This is a genomic window from Rhodanobacter soli, assembly GCF_040548735.1.
GTDB classification, from domain to species: Bacteria; Pseudomonadota; Gammaproteobacteria; order Xanthomonadales; family Rhodanobacteraceae; genus Rhodanobacter; species Rhodanobacter soli_A.
On sequence record NZ_JBEPSD010000003.1, the window covers coordinates 245,399 to 259,394 of the forward strand.

12 protein-coding genes are annotated in these 13,996 nt (G+C 67.5%); 7 read left to right on the forward strand and 5 right to left on the reverse strand.

Annotated features, from left to right (window positions below):
* Positions 1-2: 2 nt before the first annotated feature.
* Complete coding sequence (dxs, locus tag ABIE04_RS15145) at positions 3-1,892, reverse strand: 1-deoxy-D-xylulose-5-phosphate synthase (RefSeq protein WP_354552040.1); 1,890 nt, start codon at positions 1,890-1,892, stop codon at positions 3-5.
* Between the two features lie 146 nt (positions 1,893-2,038).
* On the opposite strand from dxs, the gene ABIE04_RS15150 reads away from it, so the two are divergent.
* Entirely contained in the window at positions 2,039-2,473 is a 435-nt protein-coding gene (locus ABIE04_RS15150; RefSeq protein ID WP_214557652.1) for a low affinity iron permease family protein, read from the forward strand.
* Between the two features lie 2 nt (positions 2,474-2,475).
* Here the strand turns inward: ABIE04_RS15150 and ABIE04_RS15155 are convergent, their stop codons facing one another.
* Entirely contained in the window at positions 2,476-3,093 is a 618-nt protein-coding gene (locus ABIE04_RS15155) for an HNH endonuclease (protein ID WP_354552044.1), read from the reverse strand.
* Between the two features lie 241 nt (positions 3,094-3,334).
* Between ABIE04_RS15155 and ABIE04_RS15160 the strand changes: the two genes are divergently transcribed.
* Positions 3,335-4,117: a SapC family protein gene (locus ABIE04_RS15160; protein WP_354552046.1), complete on the forward strand. Its 783-nt coding sequence runs from the start codon at positions 3,335-3,337 to the stop codon at positions 4,115-4,117.
* A gap of 60 nt (positions 4,118-4,177) precedes the next feature.
* Here ABIE04_RS15160 and ABIE04_RS15165 read toward each other — a convergent pair whose 3' ends face one another.
* Positions 4,178-4,654: a GNAT family N-acetyltransferase gene (locus ABIE04_RS15165; protein WP_354552049.1), complete on the reverse strand. Its 477-nt coding sequence runs from the start codon at positions 4,652-4,654 to the stop codon at positions 4,178-4,180.
* 161 nt (positions 4,655-4,815) lie between these two features.
* On the opposite strand from ABIE04_RS15165, the gene ABIE04_RS15170 reads away from it, so the two are divergent.
* Entirely contained in the window at positions 4,816-6,255 is a 1,440-nt protein-coding gene (locus ABIE04_RS15170; RefSeq protein ID WP_354552051.1) for an RNB domain-containing ribonuclease, read from the forward strand.
* Positions 6,256-6,273: 18 nt separating this feature from the next.
* Here the strand turns inward: ABIE04_RS15170 and ABIE04_RS15175 are convergent, their stop codons facing one another.
* Positions 6,274-7,278, reverse strand: coding sequence for an Lnb N-terminal periplasmic domain-containing protein (locus ABIE04_RS15175; protein WP_354552053.1), 1,005 nt, complete (start codon positions 7,276-7,278; stop codon positions 6,274-6,276).
* 132 nt (positions 7,279-7,410) lie between these two features.
* Here ABIE04_RS15175 and ABIE04_RS15180 point away from each other — a divergent pair, with 132 nt between their 5' ends.
* Positions 7,411-9,315 (forward strand): esterase/lipase family protein, encoded by a 1,905-nt coding sequence (locus tag ABIE04_RS15180; protein ID WP_354552055.1) that lies wholly within the window; start codon positions 7,411-7,413, stop codon positions 9,313-9,315.
* A 94-nt stretch (positions 9,316-9,409) separates the two neighbouring features.
* A complete protein-coding gene (locus ABIE04_RS15185; RefSeq protein WP_354552057.1) occupies positions 9,410-10,441 on the forward strand; it encodes an alpha/beta fold hydrolase in 1,032 nt (343 codons plus the stop codon).
* 111 nt (positions 10,442-10,552) lie between these two features.
* On the opposite strand, the gene ABIE04_RS15190 is transcribed toward ABIE04_RS15185, so the two are convergent.
* Positions 10,553-11,203, reverse strand: coding sequence for a YkvA family protein (locus tag ABIE04_RS15190; RefSeq protein ID WP_354552059.1), 651 nt, complete (start codon positions 11,201-11,203; stop codon positions 10,553-10,555).
* A gap of 137 nt (positions 11,204-11,340) precedes the next feature.
* Here ABIE04_RS15190 and ABIE04_RS15195 point away from each other — a divergent pair, with 137 nt between their 5' ends.
* The gene (locus ABIE04_RS15195) at positions 11,341-13,641 is read left to right on the forward strand and encodes a winged helix-turn-helix domain-containing protein (protein ID WP_354552061.1); all 2,301 of its coding nucleotides are present in this window, start codon (positions 11,341-11,343) and stop codon (positions 13,639-13,641) included.
* Positions 13,634-13,813, forward strand: coding sequence for a hypothetical protein (locus ABIE04_RS15200; protein WP_354552063.1), 180 nt, complete (start codon positions 13,634-13,636; stop codon positions 13,811-13,813). Before ABIE04_RS15195 ends, ABIE04_RS15200 begins: the two co-directional genes overlap by 8 nt.
* Positions 13,814-13,996: the final 183 nt, after the last annotated feature.

Below are 13,996 nucleotides of genomic sequence, written 5' to 3' on the forward strand. Positions count from 1 at the left end.
GTTCAGGCGTTTGCCTGGCTCAGCAGGCCCGCCTGCGGGAAGCGCGCGCGAATTGCGTGGCGGATGCCGGGCAGGTCGAGGCCGGCCATGGTCAGCACTTCCTCGCGGCTGCCGTGTTCCAGATAGACGTCCGGCAGGCCCAGGTGCAGGATCGGCAGGGTGATGCCGTGCGCGGCCAGGCATTCGGCCACGGCGGAGCCGGCGCCGCCGGCGACCGCGTTGTCTTCCAGGGTGACGAAGGCATCGTGGGTCTGCGCCAGTTCCACGATCAGCGCCTCGTCCAGCGGCTTCACGAAGCGCATGTTGACCAGGGTGGCGTCCAGTTCGGCGGCGATCGTGGCGGCCGGCGCCAGCATCGCGCCGAAGCTGAGCAGGGCCAGGCCGTGGCCGCGCCGGCGCAGTTCGGCCTTGCCGATCGGCAGCGTGTCGAGTTCCTGATGGATCGCGGCGCCGGGGCCGGTGCCGCGCGGATAGCGGATGGCGGCGGGGCCGTGGTAGTGGAAGCCGGTGCTGAGCATCATGCGGCACTCGTTCTCGTCGGCTGGCGCCATGATGACCATGTTCGGCAGGCAGCGCAGGAAGGTGAGGTCGAAGCTGCCCGAATGGGTGGCGCCGTCCGGCCCGACCACGCCGGCGCGGTCGATCGCGAAGGTGACGTCGAGGTTCTGCAGCGCCACGTCGTGGATCGCCTGGTCGTAGGCGCGCTGCAGGAAAGTGGAGTAGATCGCCACCACCGGCTTGGCGCCTTCGCAAGCCATGCCGGCGGCCAGCGTCACCGCATGCTGCTCGGCGATCGCCACGTCGAAGTAGCGTTCAGGGTATTCCCGGGAGAAGCGCACCAGGCCGGAACCTTCGCGCATCGCCGGGGTGATGCCGAACAAGCGGTCGTCGCCGGCGGCCTGGTCGCACAGCCAGTCGCCGAAGATGTCGGTGTAGGTGGGTTTGGCCGGCGCGGCCTTCTTCACCACGCCGGCCTGCGGGTCGAACGGGCCCACCGCGTGGTACTCGATCTGCGCCTGTTCGGCCGGGGCGTAGCCCTTGCCCTTGGTGGTGATCACGTGCAGCAGCTGCGGTCCGGGCAGGTTCTTCACCGTGCGCAGCGCCTGCAGCAGTTTCGGAATGTTGTGGCCATCGATCGGCCCGGTGTAGTGGAAGCCCAGTTCCTCGAACAGCGTCGACGGCACGAACATGCCCTTGGCGTGTTCCTCCCAGCGCTTGAAGAAGCGGCCCATGAAGGACTGTTTCGGGATCGCCCGCTTGGCCCGCTCGCGCAACTGGTTGAGGCGGCGGCTGGCCATGGCGCGGGCCATCATCTTGGTCATCGCGCCCACGTTCTCGCTGATCGACATGCCGTTGTCGTTGAACACCACCAGCATGTCCGGCTCGGCGTCGCCGCCGTGGTTGAGCGCCTCGAACGCCAGGCCGGCGGTCATCGCGCCGTCGCCGATCACCGCGACGACCTTGCGGTGGTCGCCCTTGCGCTGCGCGGCAAGCGCCATGCCCAGCGCGGCCGAGATCGAGGTGGACGAGTGGCCGACGCCGAAGGTGTCGTATTCGCTCTCCTCGCGCCGCGGAAACGGCGCCAGGCCGTCCTTCTTCTTGATCGTGGTGATGCGGTCGCGACGGCCGGTGAGGATCTTGTGCGGGTAGCACTGGTGGCCCACGTCCCACACCAGGCGGTCGTGCGGCGTGTCGAATTCGTGGTGCAGCGCCACGGTGAGTTCCACCACGCCCAGGCCCGCGCCGAAGTGGCCGCCGGAGCTGGCCACCGCCTCGATCAGGTACTGGCGCAACTCCTCGGCGACGGCGGGCAGTTCGTCATCGGGTACGCGGCGCAGGTCGGCCGGCGTCTCGATCGACGCCAGGTGGGGGTAGTGGGAAAGGTCGTTCATCCGCGTATTGTTGGTCCAGCGGCGGGGCGGGGCAAGGGCGGACATGTGAACGGACGAGGACGAGGCCGCCGCAGGGGGTTCTCCACATGGCACACACGCTCGTGCGGAGACGCTGGGCAGGGTTCTTCAGATACGGGAAATTCGTCATGTCCGTGCGCAAATTGTTCCGCCGCTTTGCCGAGGGCACCTCGCGTCAGGCCGGCAAGCCGATGGCGTTCATCCTTGCCGTCACCCTGGTGGTGGCATGGGCGGCCACGGGGCCGCTGTTCGGCTATGGCGACACGTGGCAACTGGTGATCAATACCTCCACCACGATCATCACCTTCCTGATGGTGTTCCTGATCCAGAGCAGCCAGAACCGGGATACCGCGGCGCTGCAGATCAAGCTGGACGAACTGATCCGCACCAGCCATGCGCACAACGCGCTGCTGAACCTGGAGGAACTGGACGAGGACGACCTGGACCGCATCCGCAGGCATTACTGCAAGCTGGCGCACCAGGCCTACGGCAGCCTGTCCACGATCGAGCAGGACATCCGGGACATGCACAACGACGAGGGCGAGGACGACTCGGCCGACTGAACTCAGGCGGCGACGGGCGCGGTCATCGACATGGAGCGCCGATCGCGCGGCAGCCGGCTGACCAGGAATTCCATCTGGTCGGCCAGGATGTTGCGGTTGGACAGGATCAGGTGCTCGACCCAGCTCGGCCGGTACGGCACGGCCAGCAGCGGCATGTTGGCTTCCTGCGGGGTGCGGTTGCTCTTCTTCAGGTTGCACGCAAGGCAGGCGCTGACCACGTTCTCCCACTCGTCCTTGCCGCGCTTGGAAATCGGCAGCACATGGTCGCGGGTGAGCTCGGCGCGGACGAAGTGCTCGCCGCAATACAGGCAGATGTGGCGGTCGCGGGCAAACAGCGCGGTGTTGGTCAGTGCCGGTGCCGGGTCGATCGCATGCTCGCGGCAGTGGCCGGTGCTGGCGATGATCGGGTGCAGTTGCAGCAGGCTCTGCGCGCCGAGCACGCGGTTGTGGCCCCCGTGCACGGTGAGGCAGGGGTCGCCCAGGGTCCAGGCGACCGCGTCACGGACGTACAGGCAAACCGCCTCCTGCCAGCTGATCCAGTCGAGGATGCGGCCGGCGGCGTCCAGTGACAATACGCGGGTCGCATTGAGATCGGCCCGACTTGGCACTTCCATCAGCATGTAAATCGTCCTTCAGCCAGGGGCTTCGAAAGAGCGTTCAGGCAATGCAGGGTGCTTGTCTGGAGCCAGCATAGAACAATTTCGTTGCAATTCGCATGCAAATGGGGCAGCAGCCCCCTGGCGGGGCAGTCGCCGTTGCGGATAAGCACTGATATGATTGCCAGTCAACACAGACCCGACGCCGGGTTTGGTAGGGGCGCTTGGTGGTGACCCGGCACGGCGGTGGGCAGAGGTGGACAACGTGGCTGAAGTTCTTTTCTACGAGCATCCGGTACCGCTCAACCGTGTCGAGCACAAAGACCTGCGCATGAAGGCCGTGCCGAACGTCAAGTTCGCCATGAACGCGCATTCCGTGCCGCTGACCGGCGTCGAGTTCGGCATCGCCGCGCGCGACCTGCTGATCGTGTTCGCCGGTACCAGCGTCACCGACGCCGGCCCGGTGGCCCTGCTCGGCCTGCGCCAGAACGAAAATCTGTACGTCGACGCCGACGGCCAGTGGTCGCCGGACACCTATGTCCCGGCCTTCGTGCGCCGCTACCCGTTCGTGCTGGCCGAGAAGCCGGCGGGGCAGGAAGGCGACGACTTCACCGTGTTCCTCGACGAGCGTTACGAGGGCTTCAACGCGACCGAAGGCCAGCGCCTGTTCAAGGAAGACGGCACCGACAGCGAGCTGCTGGCCAATGCCGTGGGCTTCCTCGGCGATTTCCAGCAGAACGTGACGCGCACCAAGTGGTTCATGGAGCAGCTGAACAAGCACGGCCTGCTGGAGCCGCGCAACGTGCAGTTGCAGAAGGAAGGCAAGGACGGCCAGCAGGGCAAGTCGATCAATCTCAACGGCCTGTTCGTGGTCAACGAGGAGAAGCTGCGTACGCTGGACGAGAAGACTTGCCAGGAGTTCCTGCGCGAGGGCGTGCTCGGCTGGATCTACGCGCACCTGCTGTCGCTGACCAATATCGACCGCCTGGCCCGTCGGCTGGACGTGCGCGAGCAGGCCGAGGCGGCTGCCGGCGCGGTCACGAACTGATCGTTCCATTCCGCCGATCGCAAGGAAGCCGCCCTCGGGCGGCTTCTTTCGTTGGCGCGTTCAGCGGACCGGCTTGGCCAGCCGCAGCAGGTCGGGTGTGTAGCCGGAGGCTTCGTACAGGGCGCGGGCGCGCTCGTTGCCGGGGAACACCGCCAGCGTCACCAGCTGGCATTGATGCTCGCGTGCCCAGGTCTCGGCGTGCGCCAGCAGCGCCTTGCCGACGCCACGCCCCTCGTGCTGCGGCGCCACCGCAATGTCGGAGATATGGCAATTGCTGCGCCCGGTGAAGAAGTCCGCGGTGCGCTGCAGGTGGATGAAACCGGCCCGTTCGCCGTCTTCGTCCTCGGCCACGAACAGGTAGCTGTTCGCCGGCTGGTCCTCAAGATGGCGCAGCAGGTCGTTGCGGATGCCCTCGATGCATTCGTGGCGGCGCCGCCATGGCGGCAGCGTGAAATCCACGAAACGCGGCACCTGATCGAGGATGAAATCGTCGTCGTCTTCTTCGGCCAGGCGAATCAGCAGGGACATGTCGGTCATGAGGATCGACTCAGTGGCTGGGTGACGGTGCCGTTTCTACACCTTGCATGGTGGCTGCGGTAGTCCCTGCCGGCACGTGTATATTTTGCGGAGCGCGACAAGGGCCGGGGCGATACGTCGGCCTCGTCTTGCCGAACGGCATCCACGCAAGGAAATCGCCCATGTCGACCACCCGCCGCCTCCACATCCAGCCTGCCGGGGATCCCGTGCTCGCGCAGGGCATGCGCGACATCCACGACGACTTGAAGCTGCCGTCGGCGTTCCCGCCGGAAGTCGAGGCAGCCGCGGCGCAGGCGGCCGCGAACCCGCGGCTGCCGGAGCTGGATCGCAGCGACATCGCCCTGGTGACCATCGACCCGCCCGGCTCGATGGACCTGGACCAGGCGATGCATGTCGAACGCACCGATGGCGGCTATCGGGTGTGCTACGCGATTGCCGACGTCGCCGCCTTCGTCAGCGCCGGCGACCCGGTCGACCTGGAGGCGAACCGGCGCGGCGAGACGCTGTACGGCGCGGACGCGAAGATCCCGCTGCACCCGAAGGTGCTGTCCGAAGGTGCCGCCTCGCTGCTGCCCGGCCAGTTGCGGCCGGCGCTGTTGTGGACGATCGATCTGGACCAGACCGGCGAAGGCATCGCCGTCGACGTGCGGCGCGCGAAGGTCAGCAGCCGCGCCCGGCTCGACTACGCCGGCATGCAGCAACGCATCGACGCGGGCACGGCCGACCCGATGTGGGCGGTGTTGCGCGAGATCGGCGAGTTGCGCCGGCAGCGCGAGTTCGCCCGCGGCGGCGTCAGCCTGCCGCTGCCGGAGCAGGAAGTCAGCGTCGTCGATGGCCGCTGGAGGCTGGCGTTTCGCGCGCGCCTGCCGATCGAGGACTGGAACGAGCAGATCTCGCTGCTCACCGGGATGGCCGCGGCGCACCTGATGGTGCAGGCGAAGGTCGGCCTGCTGCGCACCCTGCCGCCGGCCGATCCGCGCGCGATCGAGCGCTTGCGCGTCACCGCGCGGGCACTCGGCATCAGCTGGCCGCCCGGGCTGGATTATCCCGGCTTCATCCGTTCGCTGGATCCGTCGAACGACGTGCATGTGGCGATGCTGACCGCCTGCACCAGCGTGCTGCGCGGGGCCGGCTATGCGGCGTTCGACGGCGCGCTGCCCGCGCAGCCGATGCACTCGGCGCTGGCTGCGCAATACACCCACGCCACCGCGCCGCTGCGCCGGCTGGTCGATCGCTACACCGGCGAGATCTGCGTGGCGCTGTGCGCGAAGCAGCCGATACCGGCGTGGGCGCTGGCCGCGCTGCCGGGCCTGCCGGCCACCATGCAGGTCTCCGGCCATCGCGCCGGCCAGTACGAAAGCGCCGTGCTCAACCTGGCCGAAGCCGCCGTGCTGGCCCCGCGCGTGGGCGAAGTCTTCAACGGCGCGATCGTCGAGGTGGCCCATGACGATCCGGGCAAGGGCACGGTCATCGTGCGCGACCCGGCGATCGAGGCCAGCGTATCCGGCAGCGCGAGTCTTCCGCTCGGTGCCGACGTCAGGGTGAGCCTGGTCGAGGCCGATCCGGTTCGGCGGGTGACGCGTTTCGAGCTGGCTGGTTAGCCGGAGTCTCCGCGCAAGTCACGGCGAGCGGCTGCGAATCGCGCGCGAGAAATCGTCTACCGCCTTGCTGTTTCTCGCCCGTTCGGTGATCCGGCCGCGTTGACGCAGGACGTCGACCGGCACGCTGCGATCCACCGCGCCCACCTTGTGCAGGTATTCCGGCAAGTAGCCGGTCAGCAGCAGGCGGATGTCGTGCGGCAGGCCCGGATCGATCTGCCGGGCCATACGGTAGACGATCGTGGTGCAGTTCGAGGTGATCGTGTTGTAGAACTTCGGTGTCACCGCCATCTTGTTGGCGGCGTGCACGTAGGAGAGGAACAGCGCGCGCATGGCCGCCTTGTCCATGCGCAGGGGATACAGGTAGTCGTCCTCGCCGCGCACATTGGTGCGCACGCGGATGATGTCGTGTTCGTCGGCGGCTACCAGCACCGTCTCGAACTGCTTGAAGAAGCCGCCGATCGGCGAGTACTGCTCGCCGCGTTCGCGGCGGATCTCCACCGAGAACACCACGTGGCTGCCGTCGTCGAAGCCGAACGAGATCATCGCGTGGGCGATCGCCTGGCTGCCCCAGTACGACAGCACCGCGTCGGCCGAGGCGAGGCGGTCCAGGTCGTAATGGCGGGTCTCCCAGTGCACGTCGTAGTCGTCGTCACTGCGCCAGTCGAAGTCGCGCACGTTGTCGAGGGTCACCTCGCTGCCGTTCACCATGCCGGTGAACTGGCGCGAAACGTCGTCGGCCCAGATCCGCGTGCCGGATGGCGCGATGCTCGCCCACCACAGCAGCAGCAGCGCGTACATCGCCGCGTAGACACCCAGCGGAAGCCAGCTGCGGCGGGCGGTTGCGATGGCGACAAGGGCGATCACGGCAAGTGCCCACAGCACGCCGCCGAGTGTGCGCACGGTCGCGTTGCCGGGCAGCTGGTACCACAGCGCCATGGCGCCCCACGCACCGGAGACGAAGGTGGCGAGTGACACCGCCGCGATGAGCGCCGCCCTGCCGATCATTCCGTGCGCCTTTGCCATCTCGTTCCCGGGCATCCGTCCATGGCACAAGCGTGCGGCTTTGGCCGTGGCATGGCAATGCCGGGGCCTCGACGTGGTGGTTACAATCCCCGCACCACCCGCCCGGGCCATGACGCCGATGAGAGCACGCCGATGATGACCGGAACCTGCGCCCGGGTCGCGCGTTGCATCGCCATCATCGGGCTGCTCGGCCTCAATGCCTGCGCGATGGTCGGGGTGAGCCGCGTCAAGACCAACGACTATGCCAACCAGCGGCGCGCCGATGTGATCGGTACCAACCGCCTGAGCGACCGCACCGTGCAGTCGCTCAACGTGGTGGCGCTGGCGGTCGACAGTTGCCAGCGCGAGTTCACCGCCTGCACGGATACCGTCGCCCGCTCGACGGGGCTGACCGACGAGCAGCGGCTCTCCGCGCTGGCCGAACTGTGGTTGGGCTTGGCGCTCAAGGCGGAACGGTCGCGGCCCGGCGCGGCGATGGACGATCCGACGCTGGATGCCTACCTGCAATCCGCACGCTACGCCTACGCCTATCTGTTCTACACCGTGCGCACACCCGCCGAGCGCGCGTTCGAATTGCGCCAGGTGCAGGTGACGGGGTTCTACAACCTGGCCGTGCAGCGGGTGATGAGCCGCCTCTTCCTGGAGCTGCCGCGGCTGGATCCGCACTGGACGCAGGCCACGTTGGCCGGCTGGACCGTGCTGCGCCCGCAGAGTGACGTGCGTCTGGCCGGCAATGCCCGCGTGCCGGCGGAGCTGATTCCGGCAGCCAATCTGCGTTTCAACGGCCTGCGCAACGTCTACCGCCGCGACGGCTTCGGTTCCGACTTCGTGGCCGTTGCGCCGGAGGAGAAAGCCGATACCGAGGTGCCGTGGCGCGAACCCGACTACGTCTCGATGACCGGTGCGTTGGTGTTCGACGGCGGCACGCTGGATGAAGTGCTGGCGACGCGGCAGGTACGCCTGCTGGTGCGGTCTCCGTACCGCGACGACACCATCACGATAGGCGGGCGAGTAGTGCCGCTGGGCGCGAACTTCACCGCCGCCTACGGCGTGTGGCTGGCCCGCTCGGGTTTCGCCAGCCAGTCGATCCGTTCGCTGCTGGGCCGCGAAGGCGGCATCCGCACGCCGCGCGTGCTGCTGATGCAGCCGTACGATCCCGACCGGCTCACGGTGGTGATGCTGCATGGCCTGGCCGGCAGCCCGGAGGCGTGGATCAACGTGGCGAACGACGTGATGGGCGACGAGGAACTGCGCCGCAATTACCAGGTATGGGAGGTCTACTACCCGACCAACCTGCCGGTCGCGGTCAACCTGGCGAACATCCGCAAGGCGCTGGACGCCACCCTGAAACACTACGACCCGTCCGGCCAGGCGCGTGCCTCGCAGAACATGGTGCTGATTGGCCACAGCATGGGCGGCGTGATCGCGCGCCTGCTGGTATCGTCCAGCGGCGACAGGCTGTGGAGCCTGATCCCGCTGCGCGCGAACCTGTCGGCGGCGAAGCGCGCCCGATTTCGCGAACGCCTGAGCCGCTACCTGCAGTTCACCCCGATGCCGCAGGTGAACCGCGCCGTCTTCCTGGCCTCGCCGCATCGAGGCACGCCTTACGCGCAACATCGCCTCGCGCGCTGGATCGGCAATCTGATCCGCCTGCCGGTCAGCGTGCTGAAAGAAATGGCGAGCATCACCGAGCTGATCAAGAGCGACGGCGACGAAGGCGGCAACGCTCCGCTGCTGCGCATCCCCAACAGCATCGACAACCTCAGCGACGCCGACCCGTTTATCGCCGCCGCGGCGAACCTGCCGATCTCGCCGCGCGTGCACTACCACACCATCGTCGGCGTCTATAAATCGAAGGGCCCGTTGCAGGACAGCAACGACGGCGTGGTGCCGTACCGCAGCGCGCACCTGGACGGCGCCGACTCCGAGCTCGCCATCCCGTCATGGCACAGCGTGCAGGAAACGCCGGCGGCGATCCTGGAGCTGCGGCGGATTCTGCGGCTGCAGATATCCGCGGCGAAGGGCGATCAGGGTTAGCGCCACCTGGCGGCCTTGCGCGTGCGGGTTGTGAACGGAGTGCGCCGCATGTCAGATTCGCGGCTTCGTCGACAGGTCCGGAAGGGGGAAATCCATGCGTAAATCCATCGCCGCCGCCGTGTGGCTGTCCGCGGGCGCCATGTTGCCCGTGCCATGCCCGGGCCAGGAAAAACCCAGGCCGCCGATCGTCACCGATCCGATTTACGCGAAGCCTCAGCAACTGGTGGAGATGGGTCACGGACGCCGCATGAACCTGTACTGCCGCGGTTCCGGTTCGCCCACGGTGGTTCTCGACGCCGGCATGGGCGACTCCACGATTTCCTGGGCGCTGGTGCAGCCGGCGCTGGCGAAGCGGACGCGGACCTGCTCGTACGACCGTGCCGGCCTGGGTTTCAGCGATGCGGCCACGCGTCCCGGCACGGTCGCCAACATGGCGGAAGACTTGCACGCCTTGCTGCGGGCCGCGCATGTCGCGCCGCCGTACGTGCTGGTCGGCCATTCGCTGGCCGGCATGACCGTGCGCGTGTTCGCCGATCGCTATCGTGACGAAGTGGCCGGCCTGGTGTTGGTCGAGGGCTCGCACGAGGATCAGTCCACGCGCGGCTGGGCCATCGGCGAACCCGGCCAGAAGGCCAAATGGGACGTATACCTGAAAGATGCGCACGCCTGCGTGGACGAAGCGCGCAAGGGCCTGGTCAAGGGCACGCCGGCCTTCGCGAAATGCGTCGGTGACGACGACCCCCGCTTCAGCAAAGCCATCAACGAGGCGCAGCTGGCTTACGGGGCGAGCGTGAAATGGCAGTCTGCCGTGGCTTCCGAACGTGAGAACCTGTTTTACGCGAGCGCGGAACAGGCCCGCGGCACGCGCAAGGACTTCGGCGCCATGCCGATCATCGTGCTGACCCACGCGCCCTACCCGAAGTCGAAAGACGAGACGCAGGAGCAGCGCAACCAGCGCACCCTGCTATGGGAAGACCTGCACACGCAGGTGGCCGCGATGTCGACCCACGGCGTGAACATGATCGTGCCGGGAAGCGGGCATTACGTGCAGTACGACCGCCCGGAAATCGTCATCGATGCGGTGAATCAAGCGCTGGCGATCGCGAAGGAACAGCGCGCGAACTGATCTTCGCAGTGCTCCCACCCCTGCAAGGCAGGGGTGGGGTTGCTTTTGATCTGGTCGCTCGGCTCAAAAGCGAACCCCGCCCGACTTCCCCAGCGACCGAAGGAGGTCCCATCAATACACACGGAAGCACGCAGCCGCTGGCGAAGGCAGGTAGCTGTCCTCGCCCACCCGGCGGCAGTGGGCGATCAGGCCGGCTTCGGCGCGACGGGCCTGCTGCCAGTGTTCACGCGTGAACGCAAACCCGCCGACCTCGCGGCCACGCAGCCCGGCTTCGATCGCGCGCAGGCGGCAGTAGTCGAGGTAGCAGTCGACCTCGCCGGCCAGCTGCGGCCAGGCGGCATCGATCAGGATGGCGTCGTCGAGTCGCCCGACCAGCGGCACGCTGTCCGGAATCAGGTCGTGATCACCGTGCACGTAATCCATCACCACACGGGCCGGCTCGACGGCTTCGCTGGCCGGCTGCCAGGTCGCGTCGGTGATCATCCGGTCGACCGCGCTGGCCAGTTGCAGTCGTTGTTCGATGCTTGCCGGGCGCTGCCCGTCGACCGAGCGACCCAGCTCGCGCGAAGCCGTGGCCAGCTGGTCGCAGTCGAGCGGGAAGTGATGCAGTCGTACCAGCAATTGGTTGAAGTGGGCCAGCGCCTCGGCTTCGAGCAGGAAGCCTCCGACAAAATGGCGCCGGGCGGGGCGGTTCAGGCTCGTCCATGCGGGCGACTGCAGGGCGGCTGACAGGGGTTGCAAGATGGCAATCTGGGCATACATGGCAGATCCTCGGGTGGTGGCGCCACGGAATGCGGCGCAGGTTCAGATTCCACCGCATGGCGGTTTGAGTCATGATGGACAGGCAGGGCTTGTATGAGCGAACACTGAGGTTTATGTGATCGCCTGAGGGCTTCCCGATGAACCGGATGGAATCGGGCGCGCGCAGCAGGGGAGCTACGCCTTATCGCTTTGACGACATCGTGGTCGACCCGGCCGCGCACAGCTTGGTGCGGGCGGGCGTGCCCCAGCCGGTGGAGCCCAAGGCCTTCGCCGTCCTGCTTGCGCTGCTGCAGCACCCCGGCGAACTGATCGGTCGCGATGACCTGCTCGACCTGGTCTGGGGCCATCGCCATGTCACGCCGGGCGTGCTGACCCGGGTGATCGCGCAGTTGCGCCACGCGCTGGGTGACGATCCCCAGCAGCCACGCTACATCCAGACACGGCATGCCCTGGGCTACAGCTTCATCGGGCAACTGCAGGACGACGCGGATACCGGGACTCCGCCAGCGCCGGCGCCGGACCGGGCTAGCGTCGATGACCTTCCGGCAACCGGGTTGCAGGTCGCGTCGCCGGACTTGCCGACGAGCCAGCGTGAACAGGTTGGATCGCCTCGGCGGGAGCGGGTCGATCCGGAATCGGCATGGAGCACCCCCGAGTCGACACCGGTGCATGGGTGGGGCATCGATCGGCGCTGGAAGCAACGTCCCTGGTTGGCGCTGACGGTGCTGCTGTCTTGCGCACTGGTGACCTGGGCCGTGATCCAGCGGGTCACGGCACCGGCGTCGCGGCTCGCCGCGTCGATCGCCGTGATGCCTTTCACCAGCCTCAGCAGCCACCCTGGCGACGAGTACTTCGCCGAGGGATTGGCCGAGGAGATGCGCGATGCCTTGGCTGGCGTGAAGGGCCTGAAGGTCGCTGCACCGCTTTCGCCGGACGCCAGGAACGGTGCTGCCGACGCCAAGGCTCTGGGGACCAGGCTCGGAGTGGCCACGATCCTGGATGCCAGCGTTCGCCGCGAGGGTCAGCGCATCCGCATTACCGCCCACCTGTCCGACACCGCCACCGGGTTCACGCTGTGGAGCCATACCTATGATCGCGAGCTCTCCGATGTGTTCGATACCCAGAGCGAGATCGCCGGCGAGGTAGTGCATGCGCTGCTGGGGGCGATTCCCGGCGAGAGCGATGCCCTGGCGAAGCGCTTGACGCCCACGCACAACGAGGCCGCGTTCGACATCTACCTGCAGGGCCTGAATCTGCTGCACCGCGCGCCCTCGTCCGACACCGCCGACAAGGCGATCGAGCGCTTCGGCCAGGCGCTGAAAGAGGACAGCGGGTTCGCCAAGGCGCAAGCGGGGATTTGCCGGGCCGAAATCTGGCGCCTGGAAAGCAAGCACAGCGCCGAGGCCTTCGACAATGCCAAGCTCGCCTGCCAGCGCGCCGCGCAAATGGATCCGACGCTGCCCGAGGTGGATCTGGCGATGGGCGATCTGTACCGCGTGGCCGGCGATGCCGAGCGTGCGTTGCAGTACTACCGCAACAGTATGCGGGCGCCGGCCATGCGGGTTAAAGCGCATATCGGTGCCGCCGAGGTCTACGCGGCCCGAGGCCAGCACGATCTGTCCGTGCAGGAATTCCAGCAGGCGTTGCAACTGAGCCCCGGCGATCCTGGCGTGCTGGCCCATCTCGGCTATCAGCAGTATCTCGATGGCAACGTGCCGCGGGCGGTGGTCTCCTTCCGCGAAGCGGTGGAGCTGCGGCCGAGCGACGCCATTCTGTGGGGCACGCTGGGCGCGCTGTACATGGCAGCCGGCAACAATGCCGACGCCGAGCAGGCGCTGGAGCATTCGATCGCGCTTGAGCCGGCGGCTGCCACCTTGACCAATCTGGGATTGCTCAAGTACCAGGCGGGCGATTATGCCGCGGCGGTCGATCTGCGGCGCCAGGCAACCGTGCTGGACCCGCAGGATTTCATGACCTGGGGCAATCTGGGCGACGCGTTGCGGGCGGATCCCCAGGCCAGCGCCGCGGATGTGCACAAGGCGTATGAGCAAGCTGCGGCCCGCGCCGAGGCTTACCTGAAAGTCCAGCCGAACGATGCCCGCGCGGTCGCCTTGCTGGGCCTCTACCAGGTCGTGCTGGGCGATGCGGCCAGCGCCCGCATGCTGATCAAGCGCGCCGAATCGCTGCCCGGCCAGCCCGGCGAAGTGGCGTTGCAGAATGCGGAAACGCTGGCGCTGCTGGGCGACATCGAGCCGGCCCGCCAGCGGCTGGCGGCGGCCCGTGCGGCGGGTATCGCCGAAACGGTGATCGCGAGCAATCTCACCTTCCGTCGTCTGGGCCTGCTGTCTCCACCGGGGACGGCAGGCAGGAGCCTCGGCGCGGAACCACCCGCCTCGCGCACGAGCAAGGGGCACCCACCCGGAGAACGACATGAGTGAAAACCACACCCTCACCCTCAAACCCGGCACCTACTGCCTCGACCTCGGCGATCGCGACGACGTCCAGAGCGTCAGCGTCAACACCATCGTGGTGCCGAAACCACCGCGGATCTGCGTGGAGATCGTGGTGGTGCCGAAACCAAAGCTGCGTGGTCCTGAGCAGAGCGCATAACCGGGCACTGCGTTGACGCAGGCGGACGGGGACGTTGCGTCAGCGCAACCGTACCCAGGAATGCGCGCAGATGAGGTGGCTGCGCCGAGGCGATGTCGCGGTGCAGCCGCGCTGCGCGCGGTCGCTTCGGCGCAGACGTACCGCGGCACCGCTTGGCAGTGACGTGGCGCCGTTGCTGATCCT

Excerpts from the sequence above, each read along its gene's own strand:
- dxs (WP_354552040.1), bottom strand. The coding sequence starts at position 1,892 with ATGAACGACCTTTCCCACTACCCCCACCTGGCGTCGATCGAGACGCCG.
- ABIE04_RS15150 (WP_214557652.1), top strand. The coding sequence starts at position 2,039 with ATGTCCGTGCGCAAATTGTTCCGCCGCTTTGCCGAGGGCACCTCGCGT.
- ABIE04_RS15155 (WP_354552044.1), bottom strand. The coding sequence starts at position 3,093 with ATGCTGATGGAAGTGCCAAGTCGGGCCGATCTCAATGCGACCCGCGTA.
- ABIE04_RS15165 (WP_354552049.1), bottom strand. The coding sequence starts at position 4,654 with ATGACCGACATGTCCCTGCTGATTCGCCTGGCCGAAGAAGACGACGAC.
- ABIE04_RS15170 (WP_354552051.1), top strand. The coding sequence starts at position 4,816 with ATGTCGACCACCCGCCGCCTCCACATCCAGCCTGCCGGGGATCCCGTG.
- ABIE04_RS15175 (WP_354552053.1), bottom strand. The coding sequence starts at position 7,278 with ATGGCAAAGGCGCACGGAATGATCGGCAGGGCGGCGCTCATCGCGGCG.
- ABIE04_RS15180 (WP_354552055.1), top strand. The coding sequence starts at position 7,411 with ATGATGACCGGAACCTGCGCCCGGGTCGCGCGTTGCATCGCCATCATC.
- ABIE04_RS15185 (WP_354552057.1), top strand. The coding sequence starts at position 9,410 with ATGCGTAAATCCATCGCCGCCGCCGTGTGGCTGTCCGCGGGCGCCATG.
- ABIE04_RS15190 (WP_354552059.1), bottom strand. The coding sequence starts at position 11,203 with ATGTATGCCCAGATTGCCATCTTGCAACCCCTGTCAGCCGCCCTGCAG.
- ABIE04_RS15195 (WP_354552061.1), top strand. The coding sequence starts at position 11,341 with ATGAACCGGATGGAATCGGGCGCGCGCAGCAGGGGAGCTACGCCTTAT.
- ABIE04_RS15200 (WP_354552063.1), top strand. The coding sequence starts at position 13,634 with ATGAGTGAAAACCACACCCTCACCCTCAAACCCGGCACCTACTGCCTC.